The following is a 22,179-nucleotide window of genomic DNA, read 5'->3' as shown; positions in this document are numbered from 1 at the left end:
GTTCAGATGAAGGCAGGGAAGGTGTGTATGGCACCAAAATTTGGCACCAGCGGGCTGCGCGGCCTCGTGCGCGAGTTGAGCGCTTCCCTCGTGACGGATTACACCCATGCGTTTTTGACCACGGTTCGCTGTGATAGGCTCTATGCCGGGCGCGATTTGCGCCCGTCTTCGCCCGGGATTGTGCGGTCGGTTTGTCGGGCGGCATCGGAGGCCGGGGTGGAGGTTGTCGATTGCGGGACGATCGCCACGCCGGCACTGGCGTTTTCGTCGCTTGCGGCCGGCGCTGCCGCGATCATGGTCACCGGTAGCCACGTTCCCGCCGACCGTAACGGGTTAAAATTCTACCTGCCCGATGGCGAGGTGTTGAAAGCCGACGAGGCGAAGATCGGCGCGGCCTATGTCAACGGGTCCCGGCGAAAAGCCGCAAGGTCGGGAACAATCCGGAGCGATATGTCGGCTGAACGCCACTATGTCGCGCGCTATGTCACGGGCTTCGGTCCGGGAGCATTGAAAGGGCTCAGACTTGGCGTCTATCGACATTCATCGGTCGCCCGCGACACATTTGGGCAGATCCTGAAGCGCCTTGGCGCAGAGGTGGTCGAGCTGGGTCATTCAGAGGTCTTTGTGCCGGTGGACACCGAGGCGATAGATCGGAAAACGGCCTATAATCTGCGGGATTGGAGTCAAAATCACCGCCTTGATGCCATCGTTTCGAGCGATGGCGATGCGGACCGACCGATGCTCACCGATGCCACGGGAAAACTCATCTCTGGAGATATCCTCGGTGTTCTGACCGCCAGAATCCTGAAAGCCAAGTCGGTGGTGACGCCTGTGTCCTCGAATGACATGGTGCGGCGTCTCCCGATGTTCGAAGAGGTGATACTGACCAAGATTGGCTCCCCCTTTGTGCTCGAAGCCATGGCCAAGGCAAAACACGCCGAGGTCGTCGGGTTCGAGGCCAATGGCGGCTTCATCCTGGGTTTCGAGGCGACAGTTTTCGGCCCGCTTGCCCCCTTGCCGACCCGTGACGCGATGTTGCCGATCCTTGGGTCGCTTCTGGCGGCAAAGCGGGCAGATTGCAGTCTCGCGGAATTGGTCGCCGGGCTGCCGCCCTGTGTCAGCGTGTCTGATCGATTGCAGCGGGTCGATCTCGACAAGGCCAGGGCATTCCTCTCGGAGTTGATCGAAGATCGCACGGCAAGAGCAGCGTTCTTTGCCTCCCTTGGCGAGATCTCGAGTGCCGATCTGACGGATGGGCTGCGTGTGACGTTTACAAGCGGCGAGGTGCTGCATCTGCGCCCCTCCGGTAATGCGCCGGAGTTTCGAATCTATGCACAGTCCGCCTCGGAATCGCGGGCACAGGCGCTGGTGCGGGTTGCCCGTGAAACCGTCGGCTGCATTCTGAAAAGTCCCAAGCCGCAAAAGGCTCAAATACCCGACCCGGATCACCAGGATTGATCACCGATATGGCGCTCCGGGCAAGGGATCGCGAATAGATGAGAATATGCGGGCTGAAGGCTTGATCGCACGGAAGATACAAGCCAATCAGGGGGGAGGAGAAATCATTCGCGGACGTACCCTATATGAGCCTTCAAGCTGATTTGAAACGCATCACGGATACCCGGTTCTGTCTCAGCTGTGGGGCGTGCTCCTACATCTGTTCCCCGGACAAGGTTGCCATGGTCGATATCGATCATGTGGGCCTGAGACCGCAATTCTCGGACGGGATCGCGCCTGCGCTGATCCGCGAAGCCTGCGCGGTTTGCCCGACGATCACGTCTGATTACGGACAGCTCAAGGACCGCGATGACTATGTGGCTTCGGTCGACAAAAAGACCGAGACCAACTGGGGGGCGATCACCGGGATCTGGGAAGGCTACGCCAACGACGAGGAACTCCGGTTCAAGGGCAGCTCCGGTGGCGCACTGACCGCGATTGCGCAATATTGTCTCGAACAGCTCGATTACCACGCGGCGTTGCATACCGGCGAAGATCCCGATGATCCGATCCGCAACAAGACCCGACTGTCCCACACGCGTGACGAATTGCTGGCCGCCGTTGGGTCCCGTTATTCGCCGGCCTCCGTGTGCGATGGCCTCGGAGGGGTGGAGGCTGCGCCCAAACCCTGTGTCGTTATCGGCAAGCCGGTCGAGATCGCCGCTACGCGCAACGCCATGGCCTTGCGCCCCGCACTTGCGGAAAAAGTCGGGGTGACCCTGTCGTTCTTTTGTGCCGAAACTCCGCCGACAAAGGCGACCCGGCGCCTGATGGCCGAACATGGTGTCCCCGAAGAAGGGCTGGAGACATTGCGGTATCGCGGCTATGGCTGGCCGGGCTATTTCACCACCCGCAACGCAGGTGAGGCGCCACGCCAGCATTGGATTTATCAGCGTGCCTGGGCCTATCTTCAGGGGTTCCGCCCCTGGTCCGCGCATCTCTGGCCTGACGGGGCGGGGGAGCTGGCCGATATTTCCTGTGGCGATCCCTGGTACGAGGAACCCGATGGCGAGAACCCCGGGTTTTCCCTCATTGTCGCCCGCACGAAGCTTGGCAAAGAGATCATCGAAGGGGCGATCGCGAAAGGCTATCTGACGGCCACGCCGGCCGAGACCTGGAAGCTCGACAAGTCACAGGAAGGGTTGCTCAGGAAGAAAGGGTCGGTCTGGGGGCGCCGGCTTGCACATCGTGTGATGGGCATGCCGAACACCAGGTTCAAGGGCCTGGATCTGTTTACGCCGTGGATGGCGCTGTCCCCCAAGGAAAAACTGGCCTCGACGGTTGGGACTTTGCGCAGGATTCTCAAACGCGGCCTCTGGAAGCGCGCGTAAGTCCGTTCTTTCCCTCGCAATAATCTCTCTATGAGCCTCAGCCGCGTTTCAGCTGACGGTCCTGCCGCGATACATGGGCAAAACGCGAATAGGGCAATGAGGTTCCAGTATCGCGATCTGCCTCGGCCGTTCGCTCGTCGTCATCTTTCGGCTTTACGTCCATCAACCATATGCCGGCGGCGAAGATGAAAAAGACGAAGGAATAGATATTCGCCCAGACATGAACGGTGCAGAGCGTGAAGGTCAGGCCGACAAAGCTGAACACCCAGGCGCGTCGGATTTTCCAGAGATCGGGGTCGCTGTCGAGATCCCGGAACATCACCTTGAACAGGGCATAGAGATAGCCTGCGATCAGGAAGATCGCGGCCGGGAAGCCAAAACGCACGGCGACCACCAGCCAGAAGTTGTCCATACTGTCGCCATACATCCAGTCCGGCCGTTCCCAGTCATTGAGGCCGATGCCGAAGAGCGGATTGTCGAGCGCGTTTTGAAAACCGTATTCAAAAATCAGGGACCGCCAATAGGCGGTGTGCGCGGAGAAGGTCGCATAGCTTAGGAAAACGCGGATTGGTGTCCGGTTTGAGAGCAGATCAACCGTGATATAGGCCAGGACAAAAAGCCCGAGCAAAATCCACCAGCGCTTTTCGACCTTGTGCAAGACGAAGGCCCAGGTGATCAGGCCAAGCTGCAGGAGCAGGGCCAAAAGCGCGCCGGAAGAGAGCGCCAGAAAACAGCCCATCCCGATCAGGGCGCTGGAGATCCATCTCCAGGCGGTCCCGATCTTGCCATTCAGCGCGATGAAATTGAGCGAGAACACGACCGAGCAGAACAGGCCGTAATGGATCGGGTGGTTGAACGAATTTTGCACCCGGTTGAGCCCCATCCGCCCCGGAATATCGACGTCCGGAACAGAGAACACCCCCGGCAAACGCCGGATCAGATCGGGAATGATCGGATCGGCGGTCCGCGCCTCGACCAGACCAAAGGGCAAAAGCAGCAACACGATGAGCGAGAGTTGCCGACACAGGGTGAGAAACGCGCCTTTGCTGCGCACATAGGCCCGCCCGACGAGATAACCCCCAAGGAACTCGGCGCCGGTCGACCCGGATTGCTGGACCACCTGGTCCGGGTTGTTCACCCATAGGGCGGGGATGGTCCAAAGGAAGTAGAGCAGAAGCAGCCAGTCGGTCGCGATGACGCGGCCGAAATGGCCCATCAGGAGACGCGCCCACAAGGGAACAACGAGAATGAGCAACATGGCGCGGAGCGTATTGAGATACAGCGGTCCGACATAGAAATAGATCGGGATCACGACGCAGAAGATATAGAGCGTCACCAGAGGCGACAGCTTGTCTTCTTTGACACGGGCCACCCGCGCGACGCGACCCGAGGGCGATATGTCGGCAATACTCACAACGCTGACCTCTTTCTGCGCTTCGTGTTCAGCAATATTGGCTCAAATCCAGAGGATGGCGAATGATCTTCGCCAGTCTCCTGTTGTTCTCAGTGTAACGACCGGCGAAACGTTTTGCTACATAGGCGCTCACCGGGCGTTTCCCTTTCATGAAGGGCGCCACGGGCCAGCGCCGTGATAATCCACCGGCCAGCCGGTAGAGCCCGGCGGGCGTTTCGCCAAAGGACAGGATCGGGCAGGGGTTGAGCGTACTGGTTTGCACATGGTTTGCGCGCCGCAAGAACGGTGCGGAATATTCCGGATAGCCCGCCGCGTGTACCTTTCGTGCAGAGGCCTGCAACCCGTGAAACCCGGTCGCACCGACATATTCGGCGAGGGCGGTAGCCGCGGCGTCCATGTCTTGCTTGAGCGACTCTTGTGTCAGCATGTAGATGCTCTCGGCCCCGAACAAGGTCTGATAATGCGCCACCAACAGGTCGTATTCGAAATGCTCTGGGGTAAAGCCAAAATAGCCGGGCCGCGTTGTCCCCTCGAAGAACTGGTCAAAAGGCATGGTCCCGCCGCGCTGCAGATACTGCATGTAGACCGAGGGGATGATATGCATCTGGTCCCGGATCGAGAGCAGGATCCTGGAGCCCGGCGCGATCCGGGCCAGACGTTCGGCATAGACGTCGCTTTCGTGGCCGCCCTGAAAAGGGTGCCCCGAGAGCACTTCCGAGGAAATGACGGGAACCTCGCCGGGCTCCAGCGCCTGCAATCTCTCGGCAATCAGGGTTCGGGCAGGTTCCGGGTCGAAACGCAACCCGTGAGGCTTGACGATCAGATCGAAAATTTCCTGATGGTCGAGCAGCTGACGAAACCCATGTGCTGGCATGAACAGATGCTTCTGCATCCAGGTGGTGGCTGTCTTATGATAGCCGACGTGGAGGAGAATGCGGGCAGCATCTGACACGGCTTACACCTTTTTTCTGGAAGTGGTGGGTCGGAGATGATTGCGGGCGTAGGTGCGAAGGTCCTTCATCGAAACGATGACCAGGAGCGGCCCGAGGATCAGGAGGGCGAATCCTGTCCACATGCGCGGCGCACCGTTGAACAGGGCTGGTTGGGCAAGCGCCGCCGCGATCACCAGCGAGATCGCGATCACGCTGGGAACGAGCGGGCGCAGATCGATGTTGAGCCGCCAATGTGCGAGAGCGAGGGCAAGAGCGTAACCCAGTCCTTCGGCCACGAGCGCCACGACGATAACATGCCAGAGCCCGCCGTCGTGCAGCACGATCCACCACGCGACCGGCAGGCCCAGGACCCGTAGCAGGTTGGGATAGAGCGCATTGGATGTCTGAGCGCAGGCGACGGCCGCCGTAGAGGGTCCGCTTTTGAACACGCGAATTGCCTGCTGGGCGGCAAGCCAGATCAACAGCGGTTGCAGCGGCGCGTATTTGTCACCGAGCAGAATCTCGATCAGCGGAACGCCCAGGGCGAAAACCCCCAACAGCATCACCATGCCGTTCAAGAGCCCGGCCTGAAAGGCGGCCCGCGCCATGGTGTCGAATGCCTGATGGTCGCCCGAATTCGAGGCGGCCGAGAGTTGCGGCAAAAAGAAGTTCTGAGTCGATTTTGCGAGGATCAGGGTTGGTGTCAGGGTCAGGGTGATCCCCATGCCAAACAAACCCAAGGATGCCATGCCAAGTTCACGCCCGACCAGAAGTTTGTCGCCCTGCATCACCAGAAACAACAGGGCGCCGTTCAGCAGCAACGGCCAGCCAAATCCCAGCGATCTGGTGATGATGTCGCGATCAAGCACGAGACGATATTTCCGTTCCGCCAACACATGGCTGGTGAGCGCCGCCAGACCCTCTTGCAGCACCAGGGCAAAGAGCATCACACGGTAGTCTTTCAGCCAGATGGCCAGAGGAAAGACCGCAATCAGGGAAATCAGCGCCGGCACGGCACTGGTCAGAATCATCGGTCCGTAGCGCAGCGAGCGATTGAGCCGGTGAATATCGAAATGCTGCGAAGCGCGCAGCACCGGCATGATGGCCATCACCTGATAGGCCCAGGCGATCTCGGGGATTTTCAAGAATGCGGCAATCGGGTTGGCCAGCACAAACATGATGATCCCGGCGAGGACCCCGCGCATGAGCTGGAACCCCTGTAGCGCGGCTTGAAACCGATCGTCCTCGCCCTCTTTGCTTTGCACGATCTGCTGTTGCAGGCCGAACTGCGTCGACATCTCGATCAGGGCCATGGTCACGGCAAAGGTTGCCGCGATCCCGTAATCTTCGACGGGGATGAGGCGCGCAACGATCAGGTTGCGCGCAAGCAGCATGACGGAGGCTGCGGCATTGCCGGACAAGAGCACCAGGACCTTACCGATCATGGGCAATCCGTGTCTGCAAAACTGTTAAACTCTGAGGCGTTAGTGCCACGATCATCACCGCAAGTTTCATGGCAGACATACTAATTTCTGCAATGCAACATATTGGCTTTGTAATACGCTATCAAGTGATTAAAACTGGCCTCGAACCCAAGCAAAAACACTGAGAATCATGCGTACAATTACACTTGCTTTGTTATGGCATTCGATGAACTCCGACAATTTGGGCGTTGGTGCTCTGACCCTCAGTAACGCCGAAATTCTCAGATCCGCGGCGGCCAAAGCGGGGGTGAAGCCACATTTTCTGGCGATGAGTTGGCAGGATCCGCGCCCCGAATATGGCGAATGGGACGATATCGAAAATCTGCATTTCCGTACCCGCCATATTCCCCTTCCGTCGGGGCCTTTGGCCAACGGGCTGCGTCGCGCGCATATGGTTGTCGATATTGGTGGTGGTGACAGTTTCACCGACATCTATGGCCCCAAGCGTTTCTTCACCATCTGGGCGACCAAGCTTCATGCGCTGCGCATGGGCAAGCCGTTGATTCTCTCGCCACAGACCGTTGGGCCCTTTGACACAGGCTGGGCCAAGGCGCTCGCGAAATGGTCGCTGAAAAAGTCGAAACTGGTGGTCAGCCGCGACGCGCCGACCACGGCATTCCTGACCGAAATGGGGGTGACGGAAAACGTGCTCGAAGCCACGGATGTGGCGATGCGCCTGCCCTATGATCCGCCGGCACCGCGCCCCGAAGGCGGCCCGATCAAGGTCGGGCTCAATGTCTCCGGGCTTCTGTTCAACGGCGGCTACACAAAGTCCAACCAATTCGGGCTGAAAGCGGAATATCCTGAGCTGATCCGCCGGATTATCCGCTTTTTCCAGGATCAGGAAAATGTCGAGCTGCATCTGGTCGGGCATGTTCAGTCGCATGAAATCGCGGTCGAGGATGATCACCGCGTGAACGAGGCGCTGGCCGAGGAGTTTCCCGGCATCATCGTCTCGCCCTTTTTCAAATCACCGATCGAGGCGAAGTCCTATATCGCCGGGCTGGATTTCTTCATGGGCGCACGGATGCATGCGACCATCGCGGCGTTTTCCTCGCGTGTGCCGGTGGTCCCGATGGCCTATAGTCGTAAATTCCGCGGCGTGTTCGGCACGCTGGGCTACGACCGTTCGGTGGATTGCAAAAGCGACACGGCGGATGAGATCATGGCCGGAATCGAGGCCGGGTTTAACGACCGCGCGGCGCTGAGCGCCGAGATCGACGCGGCCCTGACCCGGGTCGATGAGCGTTTGGACAAATACACCGATCTGATGGCGGAAGAAATGCGCAAAGCGGTCTGAACACGCGCTTCACGGGGTGTATTCAGCGCATTGTGAAATCGAAATATTGCTGCGGCACGAATTCACAAAGCTGGTCTTTGCGAAGGGGTCTACCGCCCGTCGGCGGCACGGCGCTATAGATCTGTCCGCTGTCACAAAGCGTGGTGCCGCCAAAGCCCGCACCACCGCCGCCCACCATCCAGCCCTTGGATTCGCTGCGGCCGACCCAGAGCCGAAACGCGCCCGACAAGGGTTTGCTGAACACGATCTCGATTCTGTTCGCATCGACAATCCGGCTCGACACGATGTCGCCGGGCAGGCGCCCATCGTTGGTCCGGTAGATGTCGATGCCGAAATGCGCCGGCACGCCGGTGAAATCGTCATCGGCAAAGACGGAATCGTCCTCTTGCAAATGGCCGAGGACACCAGAGAAGGTAATCAGGAACCGGTCTGGGGCCAGTTGCGTGATTTTTTCGACGGCAATCGGCGCGATCGGTTTGCCATTCATTTTCGCAAGAATATGTGTGCCGATCTGTGCTCCCATCATGTAGTAACCTTCGCCGGTGAGGTGGGCGTTTGCGGCTTTGCCATTGGCCGGGTATTGCGCGTTGAAGACAACTTCGGTGCTGCCCAACAGAATATGTTTGTCCGTGCGAATGGCCTGAAACTGTTCGCCTGTGACCGTTTTTCCGCCGAAACCACGGGTGATCGTGGTGTAAAGCGTGACCCCGAATGGCTCTCCAAAGATCTCTTTGACGCGCGCCTCGACCTCTGCACGGTGTTGCGACAGGGACTCGGAATAGTCGCTCTCTGAACCCGACTGCCCCTGTATCCAGGCCAGTTCGATCGCCGGATCGATCCGATAGCCCTGCTGATCTGCGTAAGATTTGATGAGCTCCAACTGCCCAAACAGGCCCGCAAGCGTATTGTCGCGAATAAAATCGAGAGATTCACCGGATTTGCCGTAATGCAGGCTGATGAAGTCGATCTCTGGATGCGCGCGCGCCAGAATGTTCATCGTCCCCGTGGCCGGGGATTCTTGGCTAACTTCGAAACGCGGAACGAACCCATGGAATGCGTTCGAATCGACCGGCGCGGTTTCCCAGCCGCGCGCTCCATTCTGAGGATCGTCAAAATCGAGCATGAGGGAATTGGGGAATTGCGCCTGTGTTGTGACCCAGTCCCGGCCGGTTGCGCCGAAGGCCAGCGATTGGCCGCCGAAGATCACGATTTTCAGCTCACGGGCCGGCGATGCCTCTGCCCAGTGCCAGAATGCGCCGAAAAGTCCCAGCGCAACCAGGCCGGTCAAAACCACCGTCTTCAAAACCATCGTCTTTACGGTGTCCCGGATGTTTTTTGAGCGCATTGAGACCTACCGGAATTGTCAGAGAACAGTTTGGTTGCAACCGAATGTGAAAGAACACAGAATTGAAATGTAGAATTGAAGAGCGCGTTCTTGCATTCGTGAGCCCTCCGAGCTTCGGTATATATCAAGAACGCATAAATTGAAATTCAACGGTTTAGCCCACCGCCCTTCCGGCAGAACCCTGCTGAGAAAAACAGCGAGACCCGAGATTTCAGTGCCGTTTGGTGGCAGATATACAATCTTCCGCCGAGGCGGCGTCAATTCGGACAAGCCATGTTACAGCGCAACGACGATATGATACGGATCGACCAGGTCTGCCCGGGAGATGATGCTCATGGATAGTGATTTGGCGCAGGCGCTCGCCTTCGATGCCTCTTTGCCAGCCTTTGAACAACAGGCGTCAGCGACCCGGATCGGGGCGAATGTTGGTTGGTTTTCGCCAAGTGGCGCCAACAATCTGGTGATCTTCATCAACCAGCTCAAAGGGGCGCGGCCGTGGGATGATCCGGACAATACCGGACGGATGGTGCTCGACGAGAACGGCTATCCGACCAACGTGCCGGGCAAATATGTCGTGTCCTCGCTTTTGCTGCGCTCTCAGGACGTGGCGGGCATTGCGCCACATACCGGCCGGTTTCGGCTCTATGGTCAGGGCATTGGGCTCTTTTCGCTGACCAGCAGCAGCCAGGGAACGCTCGCGCAGAAGGTGAATACCGCCTATTTGCCCAGCGAGGAAATCGGCGGTGTCTCCTATTGGTATGTCGATGTCGATTTCGAGGTTGGCACGGAACAGATCGCCAAGCTCAACATGTTGATCTACTCGCTCCGTCAGGGGGAGCACCTGCACGCGCTTTCATTGGTGCATGAGTCTCATTTGAAGGCCTTTCGGGCGGGCGAGGTTTTCGCGCCGGAGCTGATCAAGGATCTGCAACACTATGAGGCGCTGCGGCTGATGGATTGGATGCGCGCCAATCGTATCGAAGAAGATGGCGATGGCTGGCGCAAAGAGGGGTCCGACTGGACCTCGCCAAATCCCGAGCAACGCTATGTCTCGCCGGAGTATTACACGTTCAACAACATCGCGGGCGGCGCCAAGAATGAGAGCCGCTTCGAAGTCTCGGCGCCGATCGAATATGTGGTGGAACTGGCCAATGAGACCGAGGCCGATCCCTGGATCAATTTGCCGGTGGATGTCACCGACGACCGGGCGGCCAGGCTCGGGTCTTATGTGGCGCAGCATCTCGATCCGGATCTGGTGCCGCGCTGGGAATACGGCAATGAGCTTTTCAACACTTCGCGCGGGTTTGAGGGCTATCGTTACGCGCTGCGGGAGGCGCATACGGTCTTCAAGGGCTATCACGAAGACGGGCCGGTCGCGGCGGCGGAATGGGCCGCCTACCGGGGGCCTCACCTCTATCAGATCCTCGACCACGCGTTCGATGATCATGGACGGGAGGCGCGGTTCGTGGCGCCAGGCTGGGCGTTTTCGGGCTCGCTACGCCCGGACGGCAGCCTGACCAATGGCTATCTGGTGCGCTACTTTCGGGCCGAGCAATCGCGCAAAATGCGCGATGGGACGCCTTTGCCGCTGGATGTCGTGACGGATTACAGCGTGGCAATGTATTTCGGCGGCACCCTGGCCGATGGGCGGCCAGATGCGGCGGTGGCCGATCATGTTCTGAAAACGGTGAAAGGCGCAGAGGCGCAGGCCGACACGCTGGCCCGATGGATCCTGTTCGGGGCAGATGAAGATCGCCTTGCCCGGCTTTCCCCTGCACAGCTCGATACCCCGTTGCAGATGCCCTGGTCCGAGACGCTTGATATCGGTGTGACCGAGCTGATCTGGAAGGATATTCAAGCCGGGCTCGACCCTTTGACAGAGCTTGATCACGTGCTGCGGTTGCAGGGAAATGTTTTGCAATACAAAGGCCGGCGGGCGTCGCGCTGGACCGATGTTCTGGTCTTCGACCGCACACCGAGCCGCTCTCTGGCGCAGATGATCTCTGCCACCCAGCTCGTCGGTTATGGCAACCAGCTCTTTGGCGAAATCTTCCCGGGCCTGCGCTCCGGGCTCTATATCAGCGAGAAATTTCGCCTCGAGGCCCATGCCGATTACGCGCGGGCGCTGGGCCTGAATTTCGTTGCTTACGAAGGAGGCAGCCATGTCGCCTATCCCGTGAAGGGTGGCTTTGACATGTACGAGGCGTTCAACGAAGGTAGGGCCGGGGCTTATGTGCTGGCACGCTGGTTGCAGACCATGAGTCAAAACGGTCTCTCCGAATATATGCATTTCATGTCCCACAGCCGGACCAATGACGCCGACTGGTGGGGGGCTCAGGCCTATGTCGGACAAGACATCACAGCTGCCCCGAAGGCGCTTGTGCTGCGGGAGGCGGCGGCTGCATACGATCCATTGCTCAAGCTTGGCATGACCGGTCCGATGACAGGCGCTACCGTTCTGGCGCATACCTCGACGGGCGAGGTCATCACCGACATGCCGGTCGAATGGGCGCCGAATGCCGCCTGGCAAGTGGCTCGGGATGGTACCGCAACCGAGACCACAGGGACTGCGACGCAACTCAAGCTGTCCGAGACATTGCCGGTGCAGGGCGGCTATGCTTATCGGTTCTCATTCGATGTCGGTCTTGACGCGACCAAGGCCACCGAGCTCCGGGTCGTGGTGCGGGCGCTGGGCGGAGAACCCACCGAACTGATCCGCTGGCAGGGCGATGTCAAAGACGGCGCCAGGATGGAATTCGATCTCGGCACCCTGCCGATCGAGAGCCGATTGTTGATGATCGTGCTCCAGCGTGTAGGAAAAGACCGGAAGGGCGGGCTGTCAATTGGGAACAGCAAACTGGCCGCAGAGTCGTTTTGAGCGCTCGAAGCGCCCGCCGATCAGGGGCAATTCCCATTGCTGGTTGATGCGCGAGGCGAAATAGAGACATGATGCGTCACCGCGATGCGGTGGACCGAATACGAGACTGATATGCTGCGACACTTTTGGAAAAGCTCCGATCCCGCAACCCTGCGCCCTGACCGGAGTTTGGCCGTCATCGGGGACATCCATGGCCGTGCAGATTTGCTTGAGCGGGCCCTGACCATCGCCGAAGATCGTCAGATCATCTGTGTCGGCGACTATGTCGACCGCGGACCAGACAGCGCAGCGGTTCTCGACATTCTGTATGATCGCACTGATATCATCAGTCTCGCGGGAAATCATGAAGAGATGATGCTGCGCTTTCTCGATGAGCCGCTCAAGGCCGGTCCCGGCTGGCTGAAGCACGGCGGGTTGTCGACGCTGGAGAGCTACGGAGAAAGCCTTGCGGAACCACCGGTCTCTGAAGAGGAGCTGATCGCCTTGCGCGATTTTTTGGCCGACAGGATGGGACCCGAGATGATCACGTGGCTGCGTGAACTCCCGCTGCAGTGGCTCAGCGGCAATCTGGGCGTTGTCCATGCCGGTGCGGACCCTCGTCTGCCCTTCGAGGAGCAGGAGCGGCAGGTGCTCCTGTGGGGGCACCCGAAGTTCGGCCGAAAGCTGAGGAAAGATGGCATCTGGGTGGTGCGCGGCCACGCGATTACCGGCCTGCCCAATCTGCACAAACGCTGCATCTCAATTGACACCGGGGCCTATGCGACAGGCCGCTTGACCGTCGCCTTGATCGATGAGGGCGATTTGCGTTTCGAAACAGTTTCATTCGATGAGCGGGTTTGACGAAACCCATCCCGCGTGAAAACCGCATGCATCCGCCCGGAATGAACCGGCGCTTGCGTTGATCGGGTCTTAACTTTGATTCGAGAGTTCGTGGATTCCGATCCACGACATGGCAACAATTCTAAAAATGAAAGATATTGTTTCCATTTTCAAAATGGAAACGTGTCGAAATGTGCAATAAAACCTGCCATTTTGGGGCCTTTTTGTGATTTCTGACAACAAGATTAATTTTGACTCGACAGGCCGGGCCCAATGCCAACAAGCTGTCATTCATAGGACGAGTGACCCAAGGTCAATGAAAGCGTCTCCCAGGGACTGAAAGCCGGGGGCCGAGCGTTCGTAGAATTGACCATGGTATTGCGACGAAGCCCGGGGGGGGTACGCATGAAAGATTCAAGTGTTGTTGGTGTTGAAATGAGCGCGATTGCGGCTGATCGATCCGGTCGGTTCGATGTTGCACTTCGAAAGCCGGGCAAACTTTATCAGAATGGCGGCAAACGGCTTTTTGATCTGGTGATGGCCGTGCTGACCCTACCGATCATTGCGCCGGTCGTTTTCATTCTCTGGGCGTTTGTGCGTGCCGACGGTGGCCCCGGCTTTTACTCTCAGACCCGCATTGGTGTGGGTGGCCGTGAATTCCGCTGTTGGAAATTGCGCACCATGATCATGGACGCAGATACCGTGTTGCGTGAGATGTGTGATGCAGATCCCGAACTGGCTCAGGAATGGCACCGGAATCAGAAACTGGCCAATGACCCGCGGATCACAAAGATTGGCCGCTTTCTGCGCGCCTCGAGTCTCGATGAGTTGCCGCAGATCTGGAACATCCTTCTCGGGGATATGAGCTTTGTCGGTCCGCGCCCCTTTATGGACGACCAGGATTTCCTTTATGTCGCCGCGGGAGGCCGTGCCTATTACACCGTCCGTCCGGGCATCACCGGACCTTGGCAAGTCTTTGGGCGCGGCGAGACCAGTTTCACCGATCGGGTGAAATACGACACGTTCTATTGTGACAAGCTGACCCTGAAGAGTGATCTCTTCTACATTTGGAAAACTGTGGGTGTGGTGGTGCGCCGCACAGGAAGCTGACAACCGGTCTCGCCGCGTGAGTCTTTGGTTAATTGTCACTAAATGCTTAACAAAGTTAAGAATTGCGCGGATTTGTTGCGAGTGCCGCTGAGGAGCCTGGCGAAGCTATTTTCCTCTTGTTAGCAAACTCTTAACCAGAATGGTTAAGAGTTTTTGTGCAAAAACAACACAATAGAACAGCCGTATTGTAAATAAACGGGCATATTTTTGCCAATGCGGGGTCGATTTGGTATATCTTCCGCGAAGGTACAAGAGTTTGAATGCCGAGTGATGTGCACAGCAGTGCCGAGAGTGCTTCAAGAGTTGCGGGGGAACCATGACAAGATTGTTGACGATTGTTCTATTGAACACAGTTGCCACGGCCGCGCTGGCTTTGCCGCAATCCCCATCGGCGGATCTGGCAGGCGAGGCGCCGCTTGTGAACAACGACCAGGATTTCGTCTGGTCGCCGACGGCGGGGTTTGCCCCGGTTACATTGACATCGGATATCACCGGGTCGGCCACCTTCGTGGGCTTCGCCGGGACGGATACCCCGGGCAAAGAGTTCAGGTGGGATCCTGATCTTGGCCTTGTGCCCGCGAGCTACAAACCGGGCTCCGGCCTCGCGTCGCCGCTGCAATGGTCGACATACGGCAAGGAAGCCCGTGTTGTCGTCTGGAACGCCGAAGACCTTCAGGCGCTAGTCGCGGATATGGCCCTGCCGGAGGGCGTCACGGTGACTGCGGTCAGGGATGTGAACCCTGCCGGACAGACCCTTCTTGAGGCGCGCGTTGGCGATAGCGGCGAAAGCGCATTCTTCCTTTGGACCAAAGGCGCGCCGGTGCAACGGCTTGAGCCGGAAGACGGAAGCAAGCTGATATCGGTGGGCGCCCTGTCGGATCGTGGTGACGTCATCGGTCAGGTTGCCCAACCGGGCGCGCCGGATATGGCGGCGATCTTGCTGTCCGACGGCTCCGTGCGGGTCTTGCCGGGTCTCGATGGCAATGGTTCCAGGGCAACGGGTCTGAACGACGCGGGCCAAGTCGTCGGAGCAAGTGCCGATGACCCTGCAAAGGCCGTTTTGTGGGGGCCGGACGGGCAATCTGTCGCGCTCGCGGAAAAGCTTTCCGCGCCCTTGCCGGATGGGTTCACCCTGTTGGATGCCGAAGACATCAACAATGCGGGTGAAATTGTCGGGACGGCGGTGTCTGGCACGGGGGCGGTGCATCTGGTGACGCTGACCCCGGATCCTGACGCGGGTGGGCTCTATATGCCGAAAGTGATCGGCGAAGTTTTTGCCTCTGTGCCTGATGTGACAGAACAACCAAGATTTGCCCTGTCTGAGAATGGCACGATTTTCGGCACATGTTCCTTTGGCGCATTGGATTGTCCGACCAACGAGTTCGCCTTCAACGGTCTCGGCTCTGACATCACCAACCTTTTCAATCCTCTGAACCCAGCCTCGATCAACGGGTTCCAACCCTTTGTGACCGGGGCATTTCTTTCTGCAACCGGTGCCGGGGCAGCGGGGGGAGGAACAGGGGCCACAGGGACGCCTGGGATTGCGCGTCAAAGGCCGGTTTTCGGCCCGCCGACATTCCCGACGGTCTCAACCACAGGCGCAACGACCACAACCACCGGGACGACGAATACGGTGCCTCTGCCCGCTGCGAATGTGCTTTTGCTGTTGGCGCTCAGCTTGATGGCCGGAGTTTCGGCCTTGGCGAGCGGATGGCGGAAGCGTTCGTTTCACAGCTTCTAGCCGCGCCCAGCCGGATCAGTTCGGCGCCCGTCATCGTATTGATACCGCTCAGGTTGTAGCGGGCGACGGTCATGTACCACACCTGAAGCTCTGCTGGGTAGTGGCGGGAAATGATCTTGGACACTTGGTCGAACAGGGCGGGTTCCAGCGGCTGGCCATTGCGTGACGGGCCGTGGAACCCGAAAACGGTCTTGGGATCGACACAGGTGTTTTCCAATCCCAAGAGCATTGTGCAGCTCGACATGCAGGCAGCGCCGGTGATCTCCACCTTCCGCGCAGACTTTCGCAAGGCATAAATGTCCGAGAGACGTTTTTTGACCGATCCGCCATAATCCGTTGGCACGATATATGGGATGGATGAGGCTATCGCCGCGGCGTCCTGTTGCTGGCTCTGCTCTTGTGTGGATCTGGGCTTTGCGGCTTGGGCCGTGTTCGGAGCGAGTAAGATAGCAGCGATCCCCGCGGCTCGGAGCGTTACTTGCGCCAAGCCATAGAGCTTGTTGGTATTCCACAATTTACCAGACATGTCCCACCTATGAACATCAGTTCCATGGTAGTGAATGTCAGTGAATTTTGACTAAATATGACCGACTTTGTGGCGATTTAGGGCGCTGTTAAGAAAACTCTACCCGTTTGGGGCGCGTTTATCTCAGGCTGAATTTTCGATCTGCAAACGCGCGCAGGGTAGTTTAAGATTTCGGTAATTCGATATCGTCGGAAATCCGGCGATATCACCCGAATCAGCCAAGCGAAGGTCTTCAGGACCGGCTAAAACCACCTTGCACCCTGATTTGTGGACAGGGTCAGGCCGCGTCAGGAACGTCCTTCTAACCGCGGTTCAAGATGCCCTTGGAAAACGCTCGCGATGCATCGGATGCCGGCTGCCAAGTCTCAACGGCTCTGAAGCCTAGTTTCCCTTTAGAGCGATCAGACCCAAAAGATATTTCCCGTAATCGGTCTTCTTGAAGGTCTCGGCATGCTCGCGCATTTTTGCGTCATCAATCCAGCCGTTCTGATAGGCGATTTCCTCCGGACAGCCCGATTGCATGCCTTGGCGCATCGAGAGCGTGCGGACATAGTTGCCAGCGTCCAGGAGGGAACCATGTGTGCCGGTATCGAGCCAGGCGTAACCTCGCCCCATACGTTCGACGGAGAGTGTTCCATCCGCGAGATAGCTCTCCAGAAGGGTGACAATCTCGAGTTCTCCGCGCGCCGATGGTTTGACCTCTTTCGCCCTGCGCGGGGCGTCTCCATCGAGAAAATAGAGCCCGGTGACCGCATAGTTTGACGGCGGGACCTCGGGTTTTTCGATGATTTCCTCGACCGTGCCTTCGCTGTTGAATTTCACGACCCCGTAGCGTTCGGGATCGGCCACATGATAGCCGAACACCGTTCCGCCGACCGTTTTGGCATCCGCTGCCAAGAGCATCTCCGGCAGGCCATGGCCGTAGAAAATATTGTCGCCCAGAACCATTGCGGAGGCTGCGCCATCAAGGAAATCTTCGGCCAGGATATAGGCCTGCGCCAAACCATCGGGCGAAGGCTGGGTGATATAGGTGAGCGACAGGCCCCACTGGCTGCCATCGCCCAAGAGGCGCTTGAACTGATCTTGATCCTGCGGGGTGGTGATCATCGCGATCTCACGGATCCCTGAAAGCATAAGAACCGAGAGCGGGTAATAAATCATCGGCTTGTCGTAAATCGGCATGAGCTGTTTCGACACTGCCATCGTCAGCGGATACAGCCGCGTCCCAGATCCGCCCGCCAAAATGATGCCTTTGCGCTGGGTTTGGGTCATGTATGTCTCTCCAAATCACTCAATACCTCGGCCAGTCCGGCCTTCCAGTCGGGACGCTCGATCCCGAATACAGCCTCAAGCGTACTGCAATCCATCCGGCTGTTGGCGGGGCGTTTCGCGGGGGTCGGGTAGGCAGAGGTTGGAATGTCTTCGACCGCCATTTCTTTGCCGGATTGGGCGAAAATTTCTCGCGCGAAATCGGCCCAGCTGACATCCGGAGCGCCAGAGAAATGATAGGTTCCGGCCTTGTTCGGGTCTGTTTTGAGCTGATCGACAATCTCGACACAGGCTTTCGCGATATCGCGCGCCGGTGTCGGCCCGCCGACTTGGTCGGCCACCACGGTCAACTTGTCGCGTGTCTCGGCGAGCCGCCGCATGGTCTTGACGAAATTGCCACCATGGCTTGAGAACACCCAGGAGGTGCGAAGAATGGCAAAAATCCCCCCGGCTGCACGAACACCGTTCTCGCCTTCGAGCTTGGTTTCCCCATAGGCCCCGAGCGGACCCGTTGGGTGGTCCGGCGCAAAGGGGGTCTCGCCGGAGCCGTCAAACACGTAATCGGTTGAGATATGGACAAAGGGGATGCCCAGCTCGGCGCAGGTCTCGGCCATTTCCGTCGGTGCCGCAGCATTGACCAATGTTGCCAAGAGCGTCTCTTCTTCCGCCTTGTCGACGGCTGTGTAGGCCGCCGCGTTGATGACAGCTTCGGGTTTCAAGTCCCGGATCTTTTGTCCGCAAGCCATCGGATCGGCCAGATCCGCCTCCGCACGGCCCAGGAACGTCGCTTCGGGAAGCAAAGCTTGCAGCTCGGTTGCGACCTGACCGGTTTTGCCGAAAACGAGGATCACGCTTTTACCCCCAGCCGTTGGCCAACGCCATGACGTTCTTGCAGAGGCCGCCACCAGGCTTCGTTTTGGAGATACCACTCCACGGTTTGCGCGAGCCCCTCTTCGACCGTGACCGAGGGGCGCCAGCCGAGCTCGTCGCGGATCCGCGAAGGGTCGATGGCATAGCGGGCATCATGGCCCGGCCGGTCGGTGACGAAGGTGATCTGATCGGCGTAACTTCCGCTGGATTTGGGTCGCTTTTCATCGAGAATGGCGCAGAGCGTTTCGACGAGTTCGAGGTTAGTGCGCTCGTTTTCGCCACCGATATTGTAGCTGCGGCCAATCTCGCCCTCCTCGACCACCAAAAGCAGCGCGTCGGCGTGATCCTCGACATAGAGCCAGTCGCGAATGTTCGAGCCGTCGCCATAGATCGGCAGCGGTTTGCCCGCGAGCGCATTGAGAATGATCACCGGAATGAGTTTTTCCGGGAAATGATAGGGGCCATAATTGTTCGAGCAATTGGTCAGCACCACCGGCAGACCATAGGTCTCGTGCCAGGCCCGCACCAGATGATCCGAACTGGCTTTCGAGGCCGAATAGGGTGAGCGCGGGTCATAGGCGGTGTCCTCGGTGAATTGCACCGTTTTGTCCGCCGGCAGCGAGCCGAACACCTCGTCGGTGGAAATATGGTGAAAGCGGAACCCTTCCGGCTTGCCGCTCTCGACCCAATATTTGCGCGCCGCCTCCAGCATGTTGAACGTGCCGGTGATATTGGTCTCGATGAAATCGCCCGGCCCGTCGATCGAGCGGTCCACATGGCTCTCGGCCGCCAAATGCATCACCGCATCGGGCCTATGTTTGGCAAAAACAGTGTCCAATCCGGCCCGATCGCGAATATCCACCTGCTCGAACGCATAAAGCGGGCTCTGTGCCGCCTGGGCCACATTGTCGAGGCAGGCCGCATAGGTCAGCGCATCGACATTGACCACCTCATGCCCGCGCGAGACCGCAAGCCGCACCACAGCGGAGCCGATGAAGCCCGCGCCACCTGTCACCAACAACTTCATGCGAATTCCTTTGTAAACGGCGTCTCGAACGCGGCGAATGTCTGTGCCTTTTCGTCCTTCTCCGAGATCACCGGCGTGATCCCATCCAGCGGCCAGTCAATGCCGCATGTGTCCCATTTCACCGCCCCGTCACACTCCGGCGCGTAATAGTCCGTGCATTTGTAGATGATCTCGCTGTCCGGCTCCAAGGTCATGAACCCGTGCAGGAACCCCGCCGGGATCCAGAGCTGCTTGCCATTCTCAAACGACAATTCCTCGCCCACCCATTGACCGTAGGTCTCGGAGCCTTCGCGGATATCGACGGCCACGTCGAAAATCCGCCCCCGACCACAGCGCACGAGCTTGCCCTGGGCATGCGGCGGGCTTTGGAAATGCAGACCCCGAACCGTGCCGACCTCACGCGACAGGGAATGGTTGTCCTGAACGAATTCCGGAAGATCCAGCCCGGCATCCGCCAAACGCTTCTTGTTCCAGCTCTCCGAGAAAAAACCACGATGATCGCCAAACCGCGGCGGCGTAATGAGGGCAACGCCCTCGAGCGTAGTCGGGAAAATCATAACAACCTGTCTTTTGTCTTTGGGAACACTCTGATCGAAGAGTGCGAAATTCCTGTAACAGGTGCAATGTTTCCCCGGGCAAAGGCAAGGCCAAGGCCTAATTTTTAGGAACGTGCCGGAAAAAAAATCAGTTGTGCCACTGCATTGGCGATTTCGGGCCGATTGACAGAGTAAACTTAGGCTTCGGGCAACCTGCGTTCGCTGACCACCCGGGCCGGATTGCCGACGAGAATGGAATAGGGGGCAAACTCGCCGCGCACGACGGCATGTGCGCCAACGATACACCCTTCTCCGAGCACTGTGCCCGCCAATATGGTCGCGCCGCGCCCAAGCCAGCAATCTGCGCCGATCAGGATATCGGCCTCATCCATGGCCTGATCCGTGACCGGAGCGCCCTCATTGTAGCGATAGGTTGTGGCGGTCACCATGACATCCGGGGCAAAGAGCGCGTCTTTGCCGATCACGACTTTTGCGCGCTCCGGCCCGGCCCAGATCTGGCAATAAGCGCCAATCGTCACATTGTCGCCAATCTCGATGTTTTGCGCATTTGCGAAGCCCGCATTGGGGGCGATATTGGCGGTGGGAGAGACCTTGGCTTTGCGCAATTCCTGCACATGGGTGTAATTGTAGAAATTCATCACTTTGACAAAATGCGCCCAAGCTCGCGGATCGATGGTTGCCAAAATCAACCGCAGCAAGCGTTGTGTGCGCGATTTGCGAACCTTTTGAACGCCCTCGGTGGCCGTGCCTTGTGTCTTGAGTGTCACGGTTAATATCCTTGCCGCCAGTCTTTGCGATCTTGCCAGATTTCGATCCATTTCTGGGCTGAGTCACGTTTCTTGCCCGAGAGCTTCGCAATAGACCCGAGTGCAGCCGCACGGGATCCAGCCCAAAGTTGCAGCATGGCGCGGCCAAAAGGCACGGCCGCGGGGGGCCAATGATCCTGAATCAGGGTCATGCGGGCCTTGGCGATCATCGAATATTTGCGGGCCTGGGCTTTCGACGAGGCGCCCACCAGATGCATGATTTCGGCGTCTGGCGTGACCATGGGTTGATAGCCCAGAGCTTTGGCCCGAAGGCACAAATCCGCCTCCTCGCCATACATGAAGTACCTTAGGTCAAACCCGCCGAGCTGATCCCACAGGGCTCGCGGCAACATCATGAAACAGCCGACGACGATGTCGACCTCACGCACGGTGTCGCGCTGCCAGCTGCCCATCGCTTCGGAGTTGAACAGCTTCGACCCGGGAAAGATGGAACTGAGCCCGACCGCGTTGCAAAAGGCCGACCAGGGTGTGATCCGCATCCAGCACGACGCGATGTTGAGCGAGCCATCTGGAAAGACCGTGCGCCCGCCGGTGATGCCGGCCCGTGGATTGGCTTTCGAGAATGCCATGAGATTATCAACCGCGCCTGCATGACATTCCGTGTCCGGGTTCAGCAGCAGGATCCAATCGGTCGTCGCCTCGGCCGCGACGAGATTGTTGGCCTTGGCGAAACCGAGGTTTTCTGTCGACGCGATCAGCGCGACCTGAGGAAAGGCTTCGGCGATCGCCTCTGCCGATCCGTCGCTCGAGGCATTGTCGAACACAACGGTCTGAAACGATGTCTCTTTCGTCGTGTCATAGAGTGTTTCGAGGGCTTTGAGGGTAAGATCACGGGTGTTGAAACTGACAATAATAACCGTCAGATCGGGGCGCTCGGGGGAGACGTTCGGATTCTCTTGGGACATGGGGCCATTGCAGCTGATCTGGACATCACCACTGTAGTCGGTCTTAGGGTTGGGGCCAATGGTTTTGACCGTCGCAATGTCGATCGCGGGATTTCGTCATGGCGACGGGTTCATCCCGGGCAGAGGGCCTAAAAAACAGGCCGCGCGTCACTGACGAGGGTCTTATGATCTCTCTCTGCGCGACGATGCTTGACCGTTCTCTCGGAATCGCGAACTCCATGACTGCGGATAAGAAATGCAAGGCAAGGTCGGCGAGTCTGGTGGTGAGAAACCTGCCGAACCGGCTTTGTGACCCGCCGCGATGGCCTGGTTTTGACTGGCGAAATGCAGAGCTTTCTATATCCTGA

The 22,179-nt window shown here is 58.5% G+C and carries 18 protein-coding genes; 7 read left to right on the top strand and 11 right to left on the bottom strand.

The window, feature by feature from the left end:
• Nucleotides 1–27 precede the first annotated feature (27 nt).
• Nucleotides 28–1,458: a phosphohexomutase domain-containing protein gene (locus BM151_RS12000; protein ID WP_090060959.1), complete on the top strand. Its 1,431-nt coding sequence runs from the start codon at nt 28–30 to the stop codon at nt 1,456–1,458.
• A gap of 125 nt (nt 1,459–1,583) precedes the next feature.
• A complete protein-coding gene (locus BM151_RS11995) occupies nt 1,584–2,828 on the top strand; it encodes a Coenzyme F420 hydrogenase/dehydrogenase, beta subunit C-terminal domain (protein WP_090060958.1) in 1,245 nt (414 codons plus the stop codon).
• Between the two features lie 37 nt (nt 2,829–2,865).
• On the opposite strand, the gene BM151_RS11990 is transcribed toward BM151_RS11995, so the two are convergent.
• Genes BM151_RS11990 through BM151_RS11980 form a run of 3 tightly spaced genes read right to left on the bottom strand, consistent with a single transcriptional unit; the run spans nt 2,866 to nt 6,619 of the window.
• Nucleotides 2,866–4,242, bottom strand: coding sequence for an O-antigen ligase family protein (locus BM151_RS11990; protein WP_090060957.1), 1,377 nt, complete (start codon nt 4,240–4,242; stop codon nt 2,866–2,868).
• A gap of 28 nt (nt 4,243–4,270) precedes the next feature.
• Complete coding sequence (locus BM151_RS11985) at nt 4,271–5,194, bottom strand: hypothetical protein (protein WP_143093092.1); 924 nt, start codon at nt 5,192–5,194, stop codon at nt 4,271–4,273.
• Between the two features lie 3 nt (nt 5,195–5,197).
• On the bottom strand, nt 5,198–6,619 hold the full coding sequence (locus BM151_RS11980; protein ID WP_090060955.1) for an oligosaccharide flippase family protein: 1,422 nt from the start codon (nt 6,617–6,619) through the stop codon (nt 5,198–5,200).
• 205 nt (nt 6,620–6,824) lie between these two features.
• Here BM151_RS11980 and BM151_RS11975 point away from each other — a divergent pair, with 205 nt between their 5' ends.
• Entirely contained in the window at nt 6,825–7,958 is a 1,134-nt protein-coding gene (locus tag BM151_RS11975) for a polysaccharide pyruvyl transferase family protein (RefSeq protein ID WP_245781191.1), read from the top strand.
• A 22-nt stretch (nt 7,959–7,980) separates the two neighbouring features.
• Here BM151_RS11975 and BM151_RS11970 read toward each other — a convergent pair whose 3' ends face one another.
• Nucleotides 7,981–9,267 (bottom strand): hypothetical protein, encoded by a 1,287-nt coding sequence (locus tag BM151_RS11970; protein ID WP_090060953.1) that lies wholly within the window; start codon nt 9,265–9,267, stop codon nt 7,981–7,983.
• 370 nt (nt 9,268–9,637) lie between these two features.
• On the opposite strand from BM151_RS11970, the gene BM151_RS11965 reads away from it, so the two are divergent.
• The 4 genes from BM151_RS11965 to BM151_RS11950 all read left to right on the top strand — a co-directional run bounded on the left by BM151_RS11965 (nt 9,638) and on the right by BM151_RS11950 (nt 15,851).
• Nucleotides 9,638–12,181: a hypothetical protein gene (locus BM151_RS11965; protein ID WP_090060952.1), complete on the top strand. Its 2,544-nt coding sequence runs from the start codon at nt 9,638–9,640 to the stop codon at nt 12,179–12,181.
• 111 nt (nt 12,182–12,292) lie between these two features.
• Nucleotides 12,293–13,021, top strand: coding sequence for a metallophosphoesterase (locus tag BM151_RS11960; protein ID WP_090060951.1), 729 nt, complete (start codon nt 12,293–12,295; stop codon nt 13,019–13,021).
• Nucleotides 13,022–13,405: 384 nt separating this feature from the next.
• Nucleotides 13,406–14,110 (top strand): sugar transferase, encoded by a 705-nt coding sequence (locus tag BM151_RS11955; protein ID WP_090060950.1) that lies wholly within the window; start codon nt 13,406–13,408, stop codon nt 14,108–14,110.
• A 316-nt stretch (nt 14,111–14,426) separates the two neighbouring features.
• Nucleotides 14,427–15,851 (top strand): hypothetical protein, encoded by a 1,425-nt coding sequence (locus BM151_RS11950; RefSeq protein ID WP_143093091.1) that lies wholly within the window; start codon nt 14,427–14,429, stop codon nt 15,849–15,851.
• Here BM151_RS11950 and BM151_RS21455 read toward each other — a convergent pair.
• The 7 genes from BM151_RS21455 to BM151_RS11920 all read right to left on the bottom strand — a co-directional run bounded on the left by BM151_RS21455 (nt 15,784) and on the right by BM151_RS11920 (nt 21,832).
• Nucleotides 15,784–16,377 (bottom strand): hypothetical protein, encoded by a 594-nt coding sequence (locus BM151_RS21455; protein ID WP_143093090.1) that lies wholly within the window; start codon nt 16,375–16,377, stop codon nt 15,784–15,786. The genes BM151_RS11950 and BM151_RS21455 overlap by 68 nt on opposite strands.
• A gap of 381 nt (nt 16,378–16,758) precedes the next feature.
• Nucleotides 16,759–17,649: a glucose-1-phosphate thymidylyltransferase RfbA gene (gene rfbA / locus BM151_RS11945; protein WP_090060948.1), complete on the bottom strand. Its 891-nt coding sequence runs from the start codon at nt 17,647–17,649 to the stop codon at nt 16,759–16,761.
• Nucleotides 17,646–18,497 (bottom strand): dTDP-4-dehydrorhamnose reductase, encoded by an 852-nt coding sequence (gene rfbD / locus BM151_RS11940; protein WP_090060947.1) that lies wholly within the window; start codon nt 18,495–18,497, stop codon nt 17,646–17,648. Before rfbD ends, rfbA begins: the two co-directional genes overlap by 4 nt.
• Entirely contained in the window at nt 18,494–19,543 is a 1,050-nt protein-coding gene (gene rfbB, locus BM151_RS11935; protein ID WP_090060946.1) for a dTDP-glucose 4,6-dehydratase, read from the bottom strand. Before rfbB ends, rfbD begins: the two co-directional genes overlap by 4 nt.
• Nucleotides 19,540–20,100, bottom strand: a complete 561-nt coding sequence (gene rfbC / locus BM151_RS11930) for a dTDP-4-dehydrorhamnose 3,5-epimerase (RefSeq protein WP_090060945.1) — start codon at nt 20,098–20,100, stop codon at nt 19,540–19,542. The genes rfbB and rfbC overlap by 4 nt, the downstream gene beginning before the upstream one ends.
• A gap of 176 nt (nt 20,101–20,276) precedes the next feature.
• Nucleotides 20,277–20,867 carry an acyltransferase gene (locus BM151_RS11925; RefSeq protein ID WP_245781190.1) on the bottom strand — a complete coding sequence of 197 codons (591 nt, stop codon included), beginning with the start codon at nt 20,865–20,867 and terminating at the stop codon, nt 20,277–20,279.
• 2 nt (nt 20,868–20,869) lie between these two features.
• Entirely contained in the window at nt 20,870–21,832 is a 963-nt protein-coding gene (locus tag BM151_RS11920) for a glycosyltransferase family 2 protein (RefSeq protein WP_090060943.1), read from the bottom strand.
• Between the last annotated feature and the right edge of the window lie 347 nt (nt 21,833–22,179).

It is taken from the genome of Celeribacter neptunius (assembly GCF_900113955.1).
Taxonomy (GTDB): Bacteria; Pseudomonadota; Alphaproteobacteria; order Rhodobacterales; family Rhodobacteraceae; genus Celeribacter; species Celeribacter neptunius.
Note: the sequence above shows the minus strand (reverse complement) of the source record. Positions and strands in the feature narration are given on the sequence as shown.